The organism is Bradyrhizobium sp. BR13661, assembly GCF_029892425.1.
Taxonomy (GTDB): domain Bacteria; phylum Pseudomonadota; class Alphaproteobacteria; order Rhizobiales; family Xanthobacteraceae; genus Bradyrhizobium.
Genome location: NZ_JARXWB010000007.1, coordinates 176,658 through 194,696, shown reverse-complemented (window position 1 = coordinate 194,696; position 18,039 = coordinate 176,658). Strand labels below are relative to the sequence as shown.

The following is an 18,039-nucleotide window of genomic DNA, read 5'->3' as shown; positions in this document are numbered from 1 at the left end:
ACCGCCTTGCCGTCACTACCATCTGGCCAGCCCGAGATGGCTGAAGAGTTTCCCCCAGAAGGAACTCCCGCGCGTCAGCTCGTAAAGATGAGCGCCAGCTTGCTCGTTTCCGCGATCGTACGCTTTGGTGTACCACTTGATCGCCTGCTGTGCGTCCTTCGGCACGCCGGTGCCACTCTCATAGGCCCAGCCGAGATTGTATTGAGCCAAGCTGTCGTTTTGGTCGGCGGCCATGCGCAGCAGGGATATGCCCTTGGCAAGATCCTGCGGCACGCCCTGGCCTTTGATGTGCAACAGACCGAGACTCATCTGCGCGTAGGCGGAGCCCTGCTCCGCCGCCCGCGAAAACAGATCCGAAGCCATGGCAAAGTCCTGGGGAACACCACGACCGTCCCGGTACATGGCGGCAAGGCGCGCTTGGCTATAGGCCTTACCCTGCTCCGCAGCCTTGGAGTACCAATCGGCCGCCTGCTTCTCGTCGCGAAGCTGCCGCGGACCCGTTTCCTGAAGGTAAGCAAGCTGCTCTTGGCTATAGGGATCGCCTTGCTCAGCGGCTAGGCGAAACCATTTGACCGCCTCCCCGGCGTCGCGCTTGATCCCGCTTCCGTCCCGATACATCGCCCCGAGATGGGCCTGAGCACGGGCGTTGCCGATCTCGGCGAGCGGTTTCAACAGCTCCATCGCGCGTTCGAAATCATGGGCGAGATATGCGTTCGCGCCGTCGGTATAGTCGGCGCTGACCTCGACGACCGAGGCGGCTCCCTTCGGGGTCAGACCGATCGGCCCGTACTTGAACTCGTCGAGCTTGTCGAACCCCTTCTCGATGGCCGGACCAAACTCCGCCGGGCAGACCGGTGCGTCGAGCGTAAGGCGAAGAAGCGCATTGGAGCGGATGGTTCGGCCATCGACGGCGATGGTGCCATTCACCTCGATCCGGCCATGGACTTCAGCGTTGCCCGTTCTGCCTTCGAACGTCGCCGAATAGGCGATCGGTGCCGGTTTCTCGTAAAAGAACGTGTTCTCGGGAACCGTGAGTGAAGCGACCTCGCGGTACTCCATCGGTCGGCAGACAAAAGGCCGTCCATTCGTCTGGCGCGCGACCAGCCGCAGGAGCGATTGTCTTGGATCGGTCAGAGGCAGCATCCTGACGTGCGCGGGCCGGTCGAGAGCGACGGGTTTGCTGATCTGGAACGTTGATGTGATCGCGTAGTCGTCTGTCAGCTCGCGTGGATTTGGATAGGTGTAATCGCCGGTGCCGGTCAGACCGGCCTGCTCGATCAGCTTCCTGGCGGCCATGCGCCGGTCTTGATCATCGAGTCCCTGCGCGAGCGTGCGCCCTATTTGCGCGCCGACGCCGGTGCCAGACAGGATCGAGCGGACCTCGCGTTTCCCATCATTGCCGAGGACGTATTCCGTTTCAGCAGCCATCCGGAAGCGCTCCGGACCAGCCATGGGGATGCGGCCCAAAGTGCCCTTGTCGATGTTGAGAACCGGCTTGCCCGCGAGGTTCGGCGGCAGGGAGCCGAAGGCGAACAGCGAAGCGGTCGGATCGAGATATTGGTCGATCTCCGGGACATAGGCGATCGCGTGGTCGAAATTCGGCGTGGCGACTTCGGTGAGCGTGTATCTTGCGTCCGAGTTCACCGCGACAAGATTGGCTTCGATGCCGTTGGCAGCAAGCAACGCCTTGAACAGCGTCGCATGCGCCTTGCAATCGCCGTAGCGCGACGCAAGCACAGCCGAGGCAGGCTGCGACGTCCAGCCGCCGTCCTCGAGCCCGATCCCGACGTAGCGGATGTTTCGAGCGACCCAATTGTAGAGGCGCTCAACCTTCGCGCGCGTGCCGACGGCGTCGCCGATTATCTCCCGCGACAGTCGCATCAGCCTCTCGTCCGGTCGCGCCATCGGTGCGTTGCGTGCGTTCAGCATCGCCGCGAAAGCGGAATAGTCAGCAAACGTGCTGACCTCGAAACGCTCGGCATCGGCGAGCGTCTCGTCGTCGATCTGGCGGGGTCTGGGCGCGTCCTGCTTGAAGCGCACGTGATGCACGATCCGATCGTTCACCCGCTCTTCACGATGTTCGACATTGCGCAACGCGACCCGCAATGGCCTGGATGCCGGTCCATCAACGGTGACTTCGAGCAATTCGGGGGGCTGGCTCACCGGCTCGCTCCAGGAACGCGCAAACTCACCTGGAAATCTCGGCTGTTTCGCCTTGTAGACCAGACGTCCGCGGATGCTGTCGCCGGGAGCAACATGGGGATAGGCGATGATCCTGTTGCGAACCTCGTCGAAATAGGGCGAAGAGGAATCTGTCGACGCCGGTTGATCGCGGATGGCGCGCTCATCGACCTCGATCACGGTTCCGTCGACCTTGAGAGTGGCAAGCGCCATCGACGACAAATCGTCAAAATAGCTGTTGTACTGAAAACTCTGCTGCGCGATCGCCTCGGCGCCCTTCTCGTCGAGCGCCTTGATTTCGAACTCAAAGACCTCCGTACTCAGCCCCTTCTCGTCGAATGTAACGGCGTAGCGCGCCACCGTTCGCCGCCAGCCCGGATCGACCCAGCCGGGCCGATCAGCGCCGGATGATTCAGCGGCATACGATTTCATGCATGGCGAGGCGAGGAGCAACGCCACCAGGAAAGCTGAACAAACGCGTCCGATCATATGCTGAGCGCTCGGCTGTCAAATCGGCCGCTCAACTAGCAGGCGAAAATTACCAGCCGCACTCTCGAAAAGAACGACTTTTAAATTTCTTCCGCTCGCGTGCGGGTCGACTTGTCCCGGGCCCGCTCAGATCACCCGCCAGAGCCATTCCATGATCGTCGCGATCACGTCGCCGAACAGCAGGAGCGCCGCCGACCAGACCAGGGCGGAGACGAAATTGGCGGCCTGAAAGCTCCAGTAAGGCATCTCGAAAATGCCGGCTGCCAGCGGCACCGAGGCACGCAAGGGGCCGAAGAAGCGACCGATGAAAATGCTGGGCACGCCCCAGCTGCGGACAAACGCCTCGCCCCTGGGCAGGATTTCCGGATAGCGCGAGAGCGGCCACATCTGCGCGACCTGCTCCTTGTAGCGATAGCCGAACCAGTAGGAGACCCAGTCGCCGAGGGCGGCGCCGATCGCGCCGGCGATCCAGATCGGATAGAAGCTGATGCCGCTCGCCCCGATCAGCGCGCCGATGGCGACCAGCGCCCCCCAGGCGGGGATCAGCAACGAGATGAAGGCCAGCGATTCCCCGAATGCCAGCAGGAACACGATCGGAGTAGCCCAGGCCTGGTGAAGGCGCACGAAATCGGCCAGTGCGTGCGCATACTGCTCCATTCCGAAAATAGCCTTCCCGCCCCGCCTCGAGGTCCTGCCAGATGGAAAAGACTGGTAAGCCAATGGCTTGTGTGACATCAAGTCACAAAGCCCCGGCCTGGGCCAGCCAGGCCGTCAAATTGCCGGGACTTGGTTAGCTTGCGGCGTAAATTCGCCGGCATTAGCTCCCAACGACTCCCCGGGGACGACCCCGGCGGTGACCTTTGCCGGCCAGCCGTGGCATAGTCGCCTCAACCGATTCGCCGCTTGCGCGACCCTCAAAACGCATCAAGATATATGTCCAAGCAATTGAAAACTAAAGCCAAAGACGATTTGTTCGAAGGCAATGAGCCGAAGGGACGCGCCGCCGCGGTGAAGGCGGCTCCGCGGGTAAGCGGTGGCGAAGCCGATTACACGGCTGCCGACATCGAGGTGCTCGAAGGCCTGGAACCGGTGCGGCGCCGGCCCGGCATGTATATCGGCGGCACCGACGAGAAGGCGCTCCATCACCTCTTCGCCGAAGTCATCGACAATTCGATGGACGAGGCGCTGGCAGGCCACGCGACCTTCATCGGCGTCGAACTCTCCGCAGACGGTTTTCTCACCGTCACCGACAATGGCCGCGGCATCCCGATCGATCCGCATCCGAAGTTCCCGAAGAAGTCGGCGCTCGAAGTCATCATGTGCACGCTGCATTCGGGCGGCAAGTTCGACAGCAAGGTCTATGAGACCTCGGGCGGCCTGCACGGCGTCGGCATCTCCGTGGTGAACGCCCTCTCCTCGCGTCTCGAGGTCGAGGTCGCGCGCAGCCAGAAGCTCTACCGCATGAGCTTCGAGCGCGGCCATCCCAAGGGCAAGCTCGAGGATCTCGGCAAGGTCAACAACCGGCGCGGCACGCGCGTGCGCTTCAAGCCCGACACCGACATCTTCGGCGCCAAGGCCGCGTTCAAGCCGCAGCGCCTGTTCAAGATGACGCGATCGAAGGCCTATCTGTTCGGCGGCGTCGAGATCCGCTGGAACTGCGCGCCCGAGCTGCTCAAGGGCGTCGAGGACGTGCCGGCGGAAGCAACCTTCCACTTCCCCGGCGGCCTCAAGGATTATCTGGCCGCTGCGATCCACGCCGACACGCTGGTTCACCCGGACATCTTCTCCGGCAAGTCCGGACGCAACGGCGCGCACGGGGCCTGCGAATGGGCGGTGGCCTGGACTGCGGACGCCGACGGCTTCCTGTCCTCCTACACCAACACGGTGCCGACGCCCGACGGCGGTACGCACGAATCCGGCCTGCGCAGCGCGCTCTTGCGCGGCCTGAAGGATCACGCCGAGCGCGTCGGCCAAGGCAAGCGCGCCTCGTCCATCACCTCGGAAGACGTGATGGTGGGCGCGGCGGTGATGCTCTCGGTGTTCGTGCGCGAGCCTGAATTCCAGGGCCAGACCAAGGATCGGCTGGCCACCGCCGAAGCGCAGCGCATCGTCGAGCAGGCGATGAAGGATCCGTTCGACCATTGGCTGTCGGGCAATCCGAACATGGCCAACAGGCTGCTCGACTTCGTGATCGACCGCGCCGAAGAGCGGCTGCGTCGTCGCCAGGAAAAGGAGACCGCCCGCAAGACCGCCGGCAAGAAGCTGCGCCTGCCCGGCAAGCTCGCCGATTGCACCGACGCCGGCACCGACGGCTCCGAGCTCTTCATCGTCGAGGGTGACTCGGCCGGCGGCAGCGCCAAGCAGGCGCGCGACCGCAAGACCCAGGCCGTGCTGCCGCTGCGCGGCAAGATCCTCAACGTGGCTTCCGCCGGCAAGGACAAGCTCACCGCGAACGCGCAGCTCTCCGATCTCGTGCAGGCGATCGGCTGCGGCCAGCTTTTGCAATATCGCGAAGAGGATCTGCGCTATCAGCGCATCATCATCATGACCGATGCCGACGTCGACGGCGCACACATCGCCTCGCTCCTGATCACCTTCTTCTACCGGCAGATGCCGAAGCTGATCGACGAAGGACACCTCTTCCTCGCAGTGCCGCCGCTCTACAAGCTCACCCACGGGCAGAAGTCGGTTTACGCGCGCGACGACAAGCACAAGGACGAGCTGATCAAGAGCGCCTTCAACGCCAACGCCAAGGTCGAGGTGAACCGCTTCAAAGGCCTCGGCGAGATGATGCCGGCGCAGCTCAAGGAAACCACCATGGACCCAGCTAAGCGGACGCTGCTCAAGGTGGTCCTGCTGCCCGACGACCGCGACACCACGGCAGATTCCGTCGAGCGCCTGATGGGCACCAAGGCCGAGGCGCGTTTTGCCTTCATCTCCGACAAGGCCGAATTCGCCAGCGACGAGCTGCTCGACGTCTAAAACGGTGATTCCCGCTCAAAAGCCCCGGCCTGAAGCCGGGGCTTTTTCATTTTCGGGGTGATGGTGCGGGTTTTTCCCGATGATTCACCCCCGGCAATCCCTCCCCGAAAGGACGACTCAGCCAAAGACTCACCCGAACAGGCGGGCACCCAGGCTGAGGCAGGATTGCCTCCATTTCGGACAAAGGCGGATTCCTAACGAAAACTTATCCCTGACCACGGATGCAAAAATCCATATAACTAATTGAAATTACATAGATTCCTTCGGCGTTCATGACGTCGTCACAGAACCCGGCCGAGAGGCGTTTTCCAGCGACTGTGCCTGCCCTGCAACAGCATTTCGGCGAGAACCGTCTATATTCGGGGCATCAGATCACACGGACTTCAGTGCGCTCGCGCCTGCTACGAACCAAGGTTGGGGATTTTATCATGAAGAAGATTGCACTCGCACTGACCGCGATTGCGGCGATGACCGGTTCGGCTTCGGCGGCTGACCTTGCAGCCCGTCCCTATGTCAAGGCCCCGATGGTTGCTCCGGTCGCCAACTGGACCGGCTTCTACCTGTTCGGTGGCGCCGGCGGCGGCCTCTCGAACTCCGACCAGTACATCCAGACGACCGCTGGCCCGGTTCCGTTGACCATCACCCAGCGCCAGGGCGGTTCGGGCTGGTTCGGCACCGTCGGTGCCGGCTACGACTGGCAGTTCAACAGCACCTGGGTCGCCGGCCTGTTCGCTGACGGTCAGTTCGGCAGCATCCGTGCCACCGTGCAGGATCCGATCGCTGGCTGGACCGGCAACCAGAAGCTCCAGGACTCCTGGGCCGTCGGTGCTCGCCTCGGCTGGCTGGTCGCTCCGAACGTTCTCTCCTACGTCAACGGCGGCTACTCTGGCGCCCACTTCAGCAGCACCAACTTCATGACCCTCGCTGGTGCCCCGGCTGGCGCCCACCTCAACGGCTTCAACCGGAACGGGTGGTTCATCGGCGGCGGCGTCGAGAACAGCCTGAACATCTTCGGCATCTCCTCGCCCGGCTGGTTCATGAAGACCGAGTACCGTTCGGCCTTCTACAACACCAGGACCCAGAACGAGCTGGTCGACGGCACCAACGCGCTGGTCGGCCGCGACGTTCGCGCCAACAGCTGGAACCAGACGATCTCGACCTCGCTGGTCTACCGCTTCAACTGGACCGGTCCGGTCGTCGCGAAGTACTGATCTGATCTCGACTTGAGAGACGTCAAAGCCCCGGTTTCGCCGGGGCTTTTTCGTTGTGAGGCTTTTTCGTTTTGAGGCTTTGCTAGCGCGCGACGCTCATTTTCAGCGAGCGGTAGGCTCCCACCAGCTGGGTTTCGATGGCACCCCAGTCAGCCTCGGTGATCCCCTCACCGCGCGCATCGCGGTACGCCATCGCTTGGGCCCGTATGACGCCGAATTGCCTGATACCCGAATCGTCCGCGCTCTTGCCATAGGTCAGCGCCGCCACACGCGCGATGGTCAGGCCATAGTCGTTCGCAGACACCGCCTCGCGGCGCGCCTGCCACCAGTCGAGCTCAAGACGGGCGACCTCGCTGACGTCGAACGCCGCAGGCGCGGCCGGCGCAAAATCCGCGTAGTAGGCGACAAGAGCCGGCAGGGCCGCATCGGCGTCCCGCCGTGACCGCGTCGGCTGGAACGTCCGGGCGGCTTCGGCAGCGCTGAGCGCGATATGCAGGCTCCTGAACGGCGAGAAGCCGAACTGCGTCCGGGTCGAGGCGTAGAGATGATAAAACAACGCGGCATAGCGCTTGTCGTAATAGTCGCGCCACATCGCGGTCTCGAGCCGCGCCATCTCCGGGGGATCGAACGACCGCAGGTCCGCCTGGCGCGGAATGACGGCATAGGCCGCGGCCAGCGCGGCCACGGCCGTGGTGATCAGGATCGTCTTGCGCACGGACATGCGTCCCTCCCGCGGCCTTGCATCCGCAGCCATTGTACCTGAACCGAAGCTACGGCTAGTCTTGCGGGAAGTTTTCGTGGCCTGCGGCGGTCGTTGACGCCGTGGATCGCGACAGAACAGTCCAATGGGAGGAATGCATGCGCAGATTTCTGCTTGTCGCAGGCCTGTTTGCTCTTGCTATCGGGCTGCTCTGGATCGGGCAAGGCACGGGCACCGTCGCCTGGCCGCGATCGAGCTTCATGATCAACCAGCTGCAATGGGCCGGCTATGGCGCGGCCATGGCAGGCTTCGGGCTGGTGCTGATCTGGCAAAGCAACCAATAGAAGAAACCAGGACGTGAAAGCATGACATCCAACCGGTTCGATCTCCGCGGCAAGGTCGCGATCGTCACAGGAGGCAATGGCGGCATTGGACTCGGCCTCGCGCACGGGCTTGCCGATGCGGGCGCCGATATCGCTGTGGTCGGTCGCAACGAGACCAAATCGGCCGCTGCCGTCGCCGATCTCAAGGCGCGCGGCGTGAAGGCGATATCCGTCGTCACTGATGTCACCGACAAGGCCGCCGTGGCGGCGATGATCGACCGCGTGGTCAAAGAGCTCGGCCGCATCGACATCCTGATCAACAACGCCGGCATGAGCATCCGCAAGCCGCCGCACGAGCTCGAGCTCGACGAGTGGAACAAGGTGATCGACACCAACCTGACCAGCGCCTTCATCTGCTCGAAGCTGGCCTATCCGGCGCTCAAGGCCTCGGGCAATGGCAAGGTCATCAATATCGGCTCGATGATGTCGATCTTCGGCGCGAGCTTCGCGACCGCCTACGCGGCGAGCAAGGGCGGCATCGTGCAGTACACGCGTGCCTGCGCCAATGCCTGGGCGCCCGACAACATCCAGGTCAATGCGATCCTGCCGGGCTGGATCGACACCGATCTCACCCGCGGTGCGCGCAAGCAGGTGTCGGGCCTGCACGAGCGCGTGCTCGCGCGCACGCCCGCAGGGCGCTGGGGCGATATCGACGACTTCGCCGGCATCGCCGTGTTCCTCGCCTCGTCGGCGTCGAACTTCGTCACGGGCACCGCAATCCCGGTTGATGGCGGATTCTCGGTGATGGCCTGAAACGCCATCGCGCCAATGAAAAAAGCCCCGGCGAATGCCGGGGCTTTTGCACATGTCTCGTTACGCGGGAGGAAATCAGTACTTCGCGACGACCGGACGTCCCCAGTTGAAGTGATAGTTGATGCCGGCCCGCACGATATTGTCGGTGAGACGGGTCGACTGGAACGTACAACATCCCGTCGCCGTGGTCTGGAAGAAGCCCTTGCTGCCAAGATCCAGATAGAGGTATTCGAACTTCGCCGACCAGCTTGGCGCAAAACCCCACTCAACGCCCGCGCCCGCAGTCCAGCCCGCGTACGACCGTGTCTCCGTTGCCCCGATGGCGCCGCCCGTTCCCGGAGCAGCGGTGGGATCGAACTCACGGATTTTCAAATCAGCGAAGGCGCCGCCAGCGGTGCCGTAGATCAGTACCGTCGGCGTGATAGTGTAGCCGACGCGGCCGCGGATCGTCGCAATATAGCTTTGTGACACATCCTCCCTGAAATTCGGATTAAACGGCGGGTTGACCAGGTTTGAGCTGCCGGTTTGGCCCGACCACGATCCGTCGCCCTCGATGCCGAACACCCAGCGATCCCGCTGGTAGTTGCAGCCGATCGTGCCTCCGACCAGGCCCCCGCTCATGTCGCTGGCAGACTTGAGCGCTCCAGCAGTGGGAGTGACGACGCCGTTGTTCGAACCGTTGCTGACCGATCGATCGCGTCCCCAGGATCCGCCACCTTCAATACCGACGTAGCAGCCAGTCCAGCTATAGGGGACAACAGCAGGTGCAGGAGGTGCCTTGAGCGCCATGTCAGCAGCAGATGCTGCCCCTGTGAGCGCCGTCAAGACCAGTGAAACGGAAGCGAGAGCCCACCGAAAGCGTGTCGTCATGTCCAATCCCCAATGCAATAAACTCCAATTGCAAAATCCTAACGGGGCAATCGGGGAGCGACCACCTGGAACAGTACTTCGCGATGGACGTCCGTTCACTTTCCATCCATGCGTTGCACGAATGCTACAAAAACAGGCAAATGATACTGACCTACTGCGTTCATCTGCACATGAGAGTGCATATAAAACTGAGCTGACGCTGCACGCAAACCCCGGCCGCATCAAAACGCCGTTTCGAATCGACGCGCTTGCGCAGATAAAAAAGAAGCCCCGGTTGAAGCCGGGGCTTTTAATTTGGTCGTGACCTTTTCTTCTGCTCGTCGTTTGTTGCTCAGTAGCGCGCGATCACAGGCGCGTCGAACTTGTAGCTGGCGCGAACGACAGCCCACTGGATGTCGCGCGGCTTGGCATCGAAGGTGTAGTTGGCCGCGGTGCCGCCGAGCTGATAGGTCTGGCCGCCGAAGGCCGCATAATTGTACTCGAGGCCGACGATCCAGTTGCGGGTGATGCCGTATTCCCAGCCGGCACCGACGGTCCAGCCGTTGGCCCAGTGAGTCTGCCCGCCCGCTCCGGTGAACGGTCCGACCGTGTCGCTGACGTTGAGACGATTGTTGACGCCGGCGTAGCCGCCCTTGAAATAGAACAGGTTGTTCTGCACCGCAAAGCCAGCGCGGCCGACGACCGTGGCGAGGACGTTCGTACGCCAGGTGAAGATGTCGTCCCTGGCAGCTCCGAACACGTTGTTCACAACCGTCCCCTTGTTGTCGAGGCCGGCGATCGTGCCTTCCACGCCGAACACGTAGTTGTTGGCCTGCCAGTTGTAGCCGATCTGGGCGCCGCCCATGACGCCCGAATTGCGCTGACGGAAGCCCTGCCCCGGAACGAGATCGCCGAAGCCGCCGCCATTGCCGTTGTTGATGAACTGCTCGTTGGTCCAGGCGCCACCGATGTGGCCGCCGACATAAAGGCCGGTCCAGTTGAACAGCGGTTCGATGTAAGCGGGCGCCTTGGTGTAGGGACGCGCGCCGAGATCGGCGGCGGAAGCTGCCCCCGTCGAAACCAGAGCGGTCGTGCAGGCGAAGGCGGCAATCAATTTGTTACGCATGGTACACCCCGTGTCCTTTGATGGGCGCACGCTCACACGCAGTTCTTACTCAAATTTGAATCAAGAAAGTTAAGATGCCGGATTGGCCCATGGCGGTCTTTGAATGCGCGTGAGCTGTTGCACGCGCGCAACGCGAAAGCAGAGATTTAACGCGACATTATCCCTACTAAATTGCTGCACTAGGACGATGGTGCAGCTCTCGAATGCACGTGTTCGGGCCGGACACCGATCGCGAGAAAGCGCGCGGGAATGCCCTGAAGCCATGGCAAGGCCGAGATCAGGCGCAGCAGCAGCGGCACCTCGAGCGGCCGATCACCGCCCTTCAGTGCCGTGCTGATAATGCGGTTCTGCACGACGACCTGCATCGCCTGCGTCATCCTCACCGGGAACTCGCGTCGGCGCCTGATCGCATCGAGCTCTTGCTCGGACGGACAGCCGCGCGTCAGTCCGTCTGCGAGCAGGTTTGCGGCCGCAACCGCATCCTGCACGGCCAGATTGACGCCGACGCCGCCGATCGGCGACATCGCATGCGCGGCGTCGCCGATGCAGAGCAGGCCCGGCCGCGTCCAGCGGCTGAGGCGGTTGATCGCGACAGTGAGAAGCTTGACGTCGTCGAAGCTCTTCACGTCGGCGATGCCGTGCCTCAGGACGGGCGCCAGGCGCACGACGTCGTCGAGCAGCGCCTGCAATCCCCTCGCCCTCACCGCATCATATTGTCCCTTGGCAATGACGTAGGCGCACTGCCAGTAGCCGCCGCGGTCGAATGTGACCATCATCTTGCCGGGCTCGATGCGCGCGAACAAATTCTCGGTCTCGTCCGGCCGGCGGCCGGCGCGAAACCACAACACGTCGATCGGCGCCCCGATCTCCTTCACGGCAAGGCCCGCGCGCTCGCGCACCGTCGAGTGCCGGCCGTCGCAGGCGATGGTGAGATCGGCCTCGATGTCGATGATGCCATCAGGCGTCCTTGCGCGCACGCCGGCGATGGCATCGCCGTGGCGGATCAGATCGACCGCCTCCGTGCTCATCAGTGCCTCGAGCGAAGCGAAGCGCTTGCCGGCCTCGCGCAGGAAATTGAGAAAATCCCATTGCGGCATGAAGGCGATGAAAGGGTACTTCGTGTCGAGCCGGCTGAGATCGGCGATCCGCACCTTGGTGCCGCCGAACAGGCCGTCCATCTTCTGCAGGCGCTGATGCGGCAGCTTGAGGAAACCGTCGATCAGACCAAGCTCATCCATCACCTGGAGCGTCGAGGGATGCACGGTGTCGCCGCGAAAGTCGCGGAAGAAATCAGCGTGCTTCTCCAGCACCACGACATCGATGCCGGCGCGCCCCAGGAGATAGCCGAGCATCATGCCGGCCGGCCCGCCGCCAACGATACAGCAGCGGGCTCTTCGGACGCGCGATGCAGTTTGATCTGACGTGGCTGCTTCCATCACCCGGCTCTCGCTGCATCATCGATCCGTGTCGACCGATTGTAGCGCCCGCGAGGGTCAGGAGCATGTTCAATTTGAGCAAACGCTCAATTGTTGCTGCGGTTCGCCGTGCGGAAACTCTTGACCTCCGACACGCTGCCGTCACGGTAGGTCAATTCGACCGACATGAACTGCGTCGCGGGTGGCAGTTTCTCGTAGAGCAGCATGCCGGCCGTGATGGCCGAGGGATCGCGGAGATCGCAAGGCGGCAGCTTCAGCACCCTGTCCGGCACCGCCGTGTCGATGCCGATGCGCGCCTCGCGGATCGCGCAGCGGTACGACACCAGGTGGGAATAATAAACCAGGAGCCCATTGAACTGGCGGAACGACAGCCAGCTCGTCGCGGTCATGTCGAGGATCTTGCGCTGATCGCGGATCAGGGCTGCCTCAGGATCGAACTTGATCGGGAACGGGCCCTGCATGTCGCCGGACGCGTCGACGTAACGGACCTCGATCGTGCCGGCTTGCGCATCCGGCGGCAGCTCGATCGACGGATTCGGCATCCGCTTGCGCGTGCGCGGATCGAGCGTGTCGATAAATCCGGTCTCGCGGAAATCGCCGCTGCCGGCCATGCGCCAGGAGATTCCGATCGTCGGATCGGCGAACGAAAACGTCACGCTCCAGCCGCCATTGTGGCGCGAGAAGCTCGCGATCGGCGCGTTGGTGGTCTCCTCCTTCGGCACGCGCGGCACCGAGACCGGCGGCAGCGCCGCAACCTTCTGCGGCGGCGGATCGGCCGGCCGTGCCGCTGCGGCCGCCGCATCCTTCGCGGCACCGCTGAGGAAGACGTCGTCGACCATCTGGTCGAAATAAACAGGCACCTGCTTGTGCTTGACGGTGTCGGCCATCTCGCTGACCAGACGGCGCGTGTGCTGCGCGACCTGCACGAGGTTCTCGCCGGGCTGGAGCAGTTCCCTGGCGAAGGTGCGCGTGAACACCGAATTGGGATTGGCATCGTCGTTGGAGAGACGATCGAGCGCAGTCTGGCGCGGGCCTGCCGAGAACACCGAGAATACGCCTTCAGGCAATTGCGTCATCGGGGCAAGCCCGCCGCCGCCGGCAACCGCGCGCGTGCCCGATCGTTCGAACGGATTGTTGCGGCAGGCGTCGAACACCAGGATCGACGTGCGCGCCTTCTTGTTCTGGAGACGCTCGACGACGCGATCGGCGAGAATGGAGGCGTCGCGCACCAGCTCTTCCTGGCCTTCGGTCGCCGCCGGCACGTCGGTCGGCAGCAGGTAGTTCTGGCCCGCGATCTCGAATCCGTGGCCGGCATAGAAGAAGAACGCGGTGTCGCCCGGTTCGATCGCGCGGTCGAAGGCCAGCAGCGTCTCGGCGAATTGCTGACGGGTCTGGTTCTCGGCGACCATCACCTGGAAGCCGAGCTGCTTCAGCGTGTCGCCCATGGTGCGGGCGTCGTTGACGGCCTTCAGGAGCTTCGGCACGTTCTTGTAGTCATTGTTGCCGATGACCAGCGCAACGCGCTTCTCGGCATGGGCGGCGCTTGCGACACCGCAGAGGCTCGCCGCCATGCCAAGGGCTGCCAGAAGTCTGAAGAACCGACGCGTCATCGTAACATTCCCGTTGCAGAACGGCTCCCCGGTGGCTCCTTGCGAGCCCCTGCGCCTTTGCTGTGATAGTCGGCCCAGCCGCAGCGGCGGTTCAACCTGTCCCCTCCGGCGGTTCCATCATCTTGGCCTATGGCAGATTCCGCCGGAATCTGCTCTTTGTAGGGCAATTGCGGGCAAGCGGGGCTGCCGTGTATCGCTGGTGTACCGACGAAGTCGAACCTCATGATCGCTTCGACTATTGGCGCGAGGTCCGCGCCAAAGGGCTGTTCGGGGTCACGGCGGAGCTCGAACGCGAACTGCGCGCTGGGTTTTGCGGGGAATTCTCGCTGAGTCAGGTCGGCAACGGCGGTCTTGTCGAGCTGAAGGCCTCGCCTTATGCCGTCGAACGGAGCCTGTCTGATATCAGCCACGCGCCTGGCGACAGCATCTGTGTCTACCAGCAGCTTGGCGGCGGCAGCTGGTTCGGCGGCATGCGGTCCAGCGATTTCGCGATCGCCAATGGCGGCTTCGCCACCAGCCATACCGATCTTCCTTACCGCACTCGGCCACTGGGCAATTTCGGTTTCCACCTGCGGATCGTGAAGATCCCCGTCAGCGGCCTCGCAACGCAGGACAGGCGCATGCGCGATCTTGCGCCCAAGGTCTTTGGCGATGCCACGTTGGCACCCCTGCTCGACGCCTGCTTTGCCGACACCTGTGAGGCAGCAGTGACTGATGGCTCACCTGTCGCCGCCTCGCTGGTGCAGGCGCTAGGCCATCTGGCATTGATCGAGCGCGGCATTGTCAGGCCGGGCAGCCGGCGCGGACAGGCCGCGCTCCGGACCGCCCGCCTGTCACTGGCGCGACGCCTGATCGCGCGCCATTTGCAAGACCCCGATCTGGCGCCAACGCGGGTGGCCGACCAGCTCGGCGTCTCCGTGCGCCATCTGCACATGCTGTTCGAGGTCGCCGAGCGCAGCTTCTCGCAGACCGTGACGGAGGAGCGGCTGAAGCAAAGCCGCCGCCTGATGCGCGAGGCGCCGGAGCGGCTGATCGCCGATATCGCTACCGCCTGCGGTTTCGAGAGCCTGGCAACCTATTACCGGGTCTTCAACGCGGCCTATGGCATGGCGCCGGGCGATTTCCGGGCTCGGGTTGCAGGAGCGCGTTAACCACCCGCCTGGCCACTGCAGCCGAAAAGCCGAGCCGAGCCCATGATTTGGGGCAAAAACCTGAGGGTTTTTAGGATCTTCCCGCGCCTGCTCCATTGACTTTGGCCGATTCCGCCCTATGTTCCGGGTCGACGCGGTTCAGATCGAAAAGCGATTCCTGAGCCTGGCGCTTTGTTCGCGTGAGTCAGCACCCCCAGCTTCTTTGAGAGCGCGCCGTTTCGGGGTGGAGCGCGACAGCCTTTTTACCTTCGATTCCGAACGGCGGTTTCGACCAGAGGCTCAATGTCCTTTTCCAATCTCGGACTGTCCGAAAAAGTCCTCGCCGCAGTGGCGGCCACCGGTTACACTACTCCCACCCCCATTCAGGAACAGGCGATTCCCCACGTCCTCGCACGCAAGGATGTGCTCGGCATCGCCCAGACCGGCACCGGCAAGACCGCGGCCTTCGTGCTGCCGATGCTCACCATCCTCGAAAAGGGTCGCGCCCGCGCACGCATGCCGCGCACGCTGATCCTGGAGCCGACCCGCGAGCTCGCAGCGCAAGTGAAGGAAAACTTCGACCGCTACGGTGCCGGCCAGAAACTCAACGTCGCCCTCTTAATCGGCGGCGTCTCCTTCGGCGACCAGGATGCCAAGCTGACGCGCGGCGTCGACGTGCTGATCGCCACACCGGGCCGGCTGCTCGACCACACCGAGCGGGGCGGCCTGTTGCTCACCGGCGTCGAGCTGCTCGTTATCGACGAAGCCGACCGCATGCTGGACATGGGCTTCATCCCGGACATCGAGCGCATCTGCAAGCTCGTTCCCTTCACGCGGCAGACCCTGTTCTTCACCGCGACCATGCCGCCGGAAATCCGGCGCATCACCGAGACCTTCCTGCACAATCCGCAGAAGGTTGAGGTCTCCAAGCCAGCCACCACCGCCGTCACCGTCACGCAGTCGCAGGTCCCCGCGGGACGCGAGGCGCACGAAAAGCGCGAGCTGCTTCGTCGCCTGCTGCGCGAGGCCAAGGACCTCAAGAACGCGATCATCTTCTGCAATCGCAAGCGGGAGGTCGCGATCGTTCACAAATCACTGCAGAAGCACGGCTTCAGCGTCGGCGCGCTGCATGGTGACATGGATCAGCCGGCCCGCATGGCGGCACTCGAACAGTTCCGCAAGGGCGAGCTGCCGCTGCTGGTCGCCTCCGACGTCGCAGCTCGCGGCCTCGACATTCCCGAGGTCAGCCACGTCTTCAATTTCGACGTTCCCCACCATCCCGACGATTACGTTCATCGCGTCGGTCGTACCGGCCGTGCAGGCCGTACCGGCACCGCGATCTCGATCGTGACGCCGCTCGACCAGAAATCCATGGTCGCGATCGAAAAGCTGATCGGCCAGAACATTCCCCGCGCCGAAGGCGACTACACGGTGCATGCGGCTTCGGGTGAGCAGAGCGACCGACCGCGCGAGTCGCGTGGACGCGATCGTGACCGTTCCCGCGGCGGACGCGGCAAGCCGCAGCGTGGCCGCGATCGTGAGCGCAGCCACGAGCCGCGCGAGGCGCGACACTCTTCCGAGGCGACGCCTTCGCCGGATGCCATGTCGGCTGCCGAAGCACGGCCTGCTCGCGAAGCACGGCCGGCACGCGAGGCAAGGCCCCCGCGCGAAGCCCGGCAATCGTCCGAGCCGCGTCATGGTTCGCGCCAGCAGGCCAGTAACTCGCACGTACCGTCGATCGGCCGCCCCGAACCGCGCCGCCAGCGCGAGCCCGACACCGAGCCCGGCGATCACTCGCATCTCCCGGCGTTTCTGTTGCGACCGGTTCGCTCCCCCGCCGGCGCCTGAGGCGCGGCGCGTTCCATGTCGCGGTTGAGTAAGCTCACCGCGACACTTTTTATGATGCAGTTTCGCCCGTATATTTACTGGCCGTTCACAATCGGCCGTTAGCCTACGAACATAATTTAAGCATTGCTGCGGCCTGTGGCGCACGGACCGTTGTGGGGTATGTTCTGTGGTCAAGGTGCTCGATGAACACGAACGCACGATGGCGTTCGCCGAGGTGGCGCTCGGTCAGATCCGATCGCTGAAGCAGACCGCGATTCCCCGCAACTACGAGATCTGGTACGTCTACGCGACCGGCTACAACGCACCGCTCAACAAGATCATCAACGAGACGCTGGCGCGCAACGGCAAGCTGAGCGAAGCCGATCTCGAGCAGATCTACGATACATATCTCTCCCACATCAAAACGACCGACCGCATCGACAAGGTCGGTGCGCGTGTCATCGGCGAGATCGACGACGTGATGAGGGTGCTGGGCAACGCCCTCGGCATGACCGGCTCCTACGACGCCAGCCTGTCGGGCGCTACCGAGCAGCTGTCCTCGGCCAAGAGCCGCGAGCAGATCAAGTCGATCGTCGAAACGCTGCTGCGTTCGACCAGCGAGATGCGCGAGACCAACAAGGCACTGGAAGACCGGCTGACACTCTCGAAGAGCGAGATCAGCAATCTCCAGCAGAGCCTGGAGGCCATCCGCGCCGAGAGCCTGACCGATCCGCTGACGGGCCTCGGCAACCGCAAATATTTCGATCGCATGATCGGCACGGCGGTGCAAAGTGCGCTCGCGAGCGGCGAGCCGCTGTCGTTGCTGTTGTTCGACATCGACCATTTCAAGTCGTTCAACGATTCCTACGGCCATCTCACCGGCGATCAGGTGCTCCGGCTCGTCGGCCTGTCGCTGAAGCAGACCATCAAGGGCCAGGACATCACCGCACGTTATGGTGGCGAGGAATTCGCCGTGGTGCTGCCCAATACGGCGTTGCGCCAGGCGCTGACCGTCGCAGACCATATCCGGCGCGCCGTGATGGCGAAGGAATTGAAGAAGAAGTCGACCGGCGAGATCCTCGGCCGCGTCACCATCTCGGTCGGTGTCTCCATGCTGAAGCAGGGCGATGACACCGACGCGCTGATCGAACGTGCGGATGCCTGCCTCTACGCTGCCAAGCGCAACGGGCGTAACCGTGTGATCTGCGAAGTCGATCCGGAATACGCGGTCGAGACCCACAACCGGGTGGCCTGACGCCACCGGTCGCGCCAGCGACATCTCATGTTCATGCAGCCGTAATAGGCCTGAGTGACACGTCGAGCACGTCAGCTGCACCGACTCTCGACCGATCGCGATCGAAA

At 63.3% G+C, this 18,039-nt stretch carries 14 protein-coding genes; 7 read left to right on the top strand and 7 right to left on the bottom strand.

What is annotated here, in order from left to right; genetic code table 11:
• Positions 1-15: 15 nt before the first annotated feature.
• Both M2427_RS14355 and M2427_RS14350 read right to left on the bottom strand, forming a co-directional pair.
• A complete protein-coding gene (locus M2427_RS14355) occupies positions 16-2,613 on the bottom strand; it encodes a DUF3857 domain-containing protein (protein WP_280707002.1) in 2,598 nt (865 codons plus the stop codon).
• Positions 2,614-2,796: 183 nt separating this feature from the next.
• Entirely contained in the window at positions 2,797-3,327 is a 531-nt protein-coding gene (locus M2427_RS14350) for a DedA family protein (protein ID WP_280707001.1), read from the bottom strand.
• 276 nt (positions 3,328-3,603) lie between these two features.
• On the opposite strand from M2427_RS14350, the gene parE reads away from it, so the two are divergent.
• Together parE and M2427_RS14340 are read left to right on the top strand one after the other, a co-directional pair.
• Complete coding sequence (parE, locus tag M2427_RS14345) at positions 3,604-5,652, top strand: DNA topoisomerase IV subunit B (protein WP_280707000.1); 2,049 nt, start codon at positions 3,604-3,606, stop codon at positions 5,650-5,652.
• A gap of 428 nt (positions 5,653-6,080) precedes the next feature.
• Positions 6,081-6,863 carry a porin family protein gene (locus M2427_RS14340; RefSeq protein ID WP_280706999.1) on the top strand — a complete coding sequence of 261 codons (783 nt, stop codon included), beginning with the start codon at positions 6,081-6,083 and terminating at the stop codon, positions 6,861-6,863.
• 82 nt (positions 6,864-6,945) lie between these two features.
• Here M2427_RS14340 and M2427_RS14335 read toward each other — a convergent pair whose 3' ends face one another.
• On the bottom strand, positions 6,946-7,584 hold the full coding sequence (locus M2427_RS14335) for a hypothetical protein (RefSeq protein WP_280706998.1): 639 nt from the start codon (positions 7,582-7,584) through the stop codon (positions 6,946-6,948).
• A gap of 137 nt (positions 7,585-7,721) precedes the next feature.
• Here M2427_RS14335 and M2427_RS14330 point away from each other — a divergent pair, with 137 nt between their 5' ends.
• Positions 7,722-7,907 carry a hypothetical protein gene (locus M2427_RS14330; protein WP_237869203.1) on the top strand — a complete coding sequence of 62 codons (186 nt, stop codon included), beginning with the start codon at positions 7,722-7,724 and terminating at the stop codon, positions 7,905-7,907.
• A 21-nt stretch (positions 7,908-7,928) separates the two neighbouring features.
• A complete protein-coding gene (locus M2427_RS14325) occupies positions 7,929-8,699 on the top strand; it encodes a glucose 1-dehydrogenase (RefSeq protein ID WP_280706997.1) in 771 nt (256 codons plus the stop codon).
• A gap of 75 nt (positions 8,700-8,774) precedes the next feature.
• On the opposite strand, the gene M2427_RS14320 is transcribed toward M2427_RS14325, so the two are convergent.
• The 4 genes from M2427_RS14320 to M2427_RS14305 form a co-directional block, all read right to left on the bottom strand.
• Positions 8,775-9,569, bottom strand: coding sequence for an outer membrane beta-barrel protein (locus M2427_RS14320; RefSeq protein ID WP_280706996.1), 795 nt, complete (start codon positions 9,567-9,569; stop codon positions 8,775-8,777).
• 331 nt (positions 9,570-9,900) lie between these two features.
• A complete protein-coding gene (locus M2427_RS14315; protein WP_280706995.1) occupies positions 9,901-10,674 on the bottom strand; it encodes an outer membrane beta-barrel protein in 774 nt (257 codons plus the stop codon).
• Between the two features lie 179 nt (positions 10,675-10,853).
• On the bottom strand, positions 10,854-12,110 hold the full coding sequence (locus tag M2427_RS14310; RefSeq protein WP_280706994.1) for an FAD-dependent oxidoreductase: 1,257 nt from the start codon (positions 12,108-12,110) through the stop codon (positions 10,854-10,856).
• An 86-nt stretch (positions 12,111-12,196) separates the two neighbouring features.
• Complete coding sequence (locus M2427_RS14305; protein WP_280706993.1) at positions 12,197-13,720, bottom strand: caspase family protein; 1,524 nt, start codon at positions 13,718-13,720, stop codon at positions 12,197-12,199.
• A 188-nt stretch (positions 13,721-13,908) separates the two neighbouring features.
• On the opposite strand from M2427_RS14305, the gene M2427_RS14300 reads away from it, so the two are divergent.
• The 3 genes from M2427_RS14300 (at position 13,909) to M2427_RS14290 (ending at position 17,932) form a co-directional block, all read left to right on the top strand.
• Positions 13,909-14,871: a helix-turn-helix transcriptional regulator gene (locus M2427_RS14300; protein WP_280706992.1), complete on the top strand. Its 963-nt coding sequence runs from the start codon at positions 13,909-13,911 to the stop codon at positions 14,869-14,871.
• Between the two features lie 282 nt (positions 14,872-15,153).
• Positions 15,154-16,698, top strand: a complete 1,545-nt coding sequence (locus tag M2427_RS14295) for a DEAD/DEAH box helicase (RefSeq protein ID WP_280706991.1) — start codon at positions 15,154-15,156, stop codon at positions 16,696-16,698.
• Between the two features lie 166 nt (positions 16,699-16,864).
• A complete protein-coding gene (locus tag M2427_RS14290; protein ID WP_280706990.1) occupies positions 16,865-17,932 on the top strand; it encodes a GGDEF domain-containing protein in 1,068 nt (355 codons plus the stop codon).
• Positions 17,933-18,039: the final 107 nt, after the last annotated feature.

Bases quoted from the DNA above. Each gene is read 5' to 3' on its own strand.
- M2427_RS14340 (WP_280706999.1), top strand. From the start codon at position 6,081: ATGAAGAAGATTGCACTCGCACTGACCGCGATTGCGGCGATGACCGGT.
- M2427_RS14335 (WP_280706998.1), bottom strand. From the start codon at position 7,584: ATGTCCGTGCGCAAGACGATCCTGATCACCACGGCCGTGGCCGCGCTG.
- M2427_RS14330 (WP_237869203.1), top strand. From the start codon at position 7,722: ATGCGCAGATTTCTGCTTGTCGCAGGCCTGTTTGCTCTTGCTATCGGG.
- M2427_RS14355 (WP_280707002.1), bottom strand. From the start codon at position 2,613: ATGAAATCGTATGCCGCTGAATCATCCGGCGCTGATCGGCCCGGCTGG.
- parE (WP_280707000.1), top strand. From the start codon at position 3,604: ATGTCCAAGCAATTGAAAACTAAAGCCAAAGACGATTTGTTCGAAGGC.
- M2427_RS14350 (WP_280707001.1), bottom strand. From the start codon at position 3,327: ATGGAGCAGTATGCGCACGCACTGGCCGATTTCGTGCGCCTTCACCAG.
- M2427_RS14320 (WP_280706996.1), bottom strand. From the start codon at position 9,569: ATGACGACACGCTTTCGGTGGGCTCTCGCTTCCGTTTCACTGGTCTTG.
- M2427_RS14315 (WP_280706995.1), bottom strand. From the start codon at position 10,674: ATGCGTAACAAATTGATTGCCGCCTTCGCCTGCACGACCGCTCTGGTT.
- M2427_RS14305 (WP_280706993.1), bottom strand. From the start codon at position 13,720: ATGACGCGTCGGTTCTTCAGACTTCTGGCAGCCCTTGGCATGGCGGCG.
- M2427_RS14325 (WP_280706997.1), top strand. From the start codon at position 7,929: ATGACATCCAACCGGTTCGATCTCCGCGGCAAGGTCGCGATCGTCACA.
- M2427_RS14295 (WP_280706991.1), top strand. From the start codon at position 15,154: ATGTCCTTTTCCAATCTCGGACTGTCCGAAAAAGTCCTCGCCGCAGTG.
- M2427_RS14310 (WP_280706994.1), bottom strand. From the start codon at position 12,110: ATGGAAGCAGCCACGTCAGATCAAACTGCATCGCGCGTCCGAAGAGCC.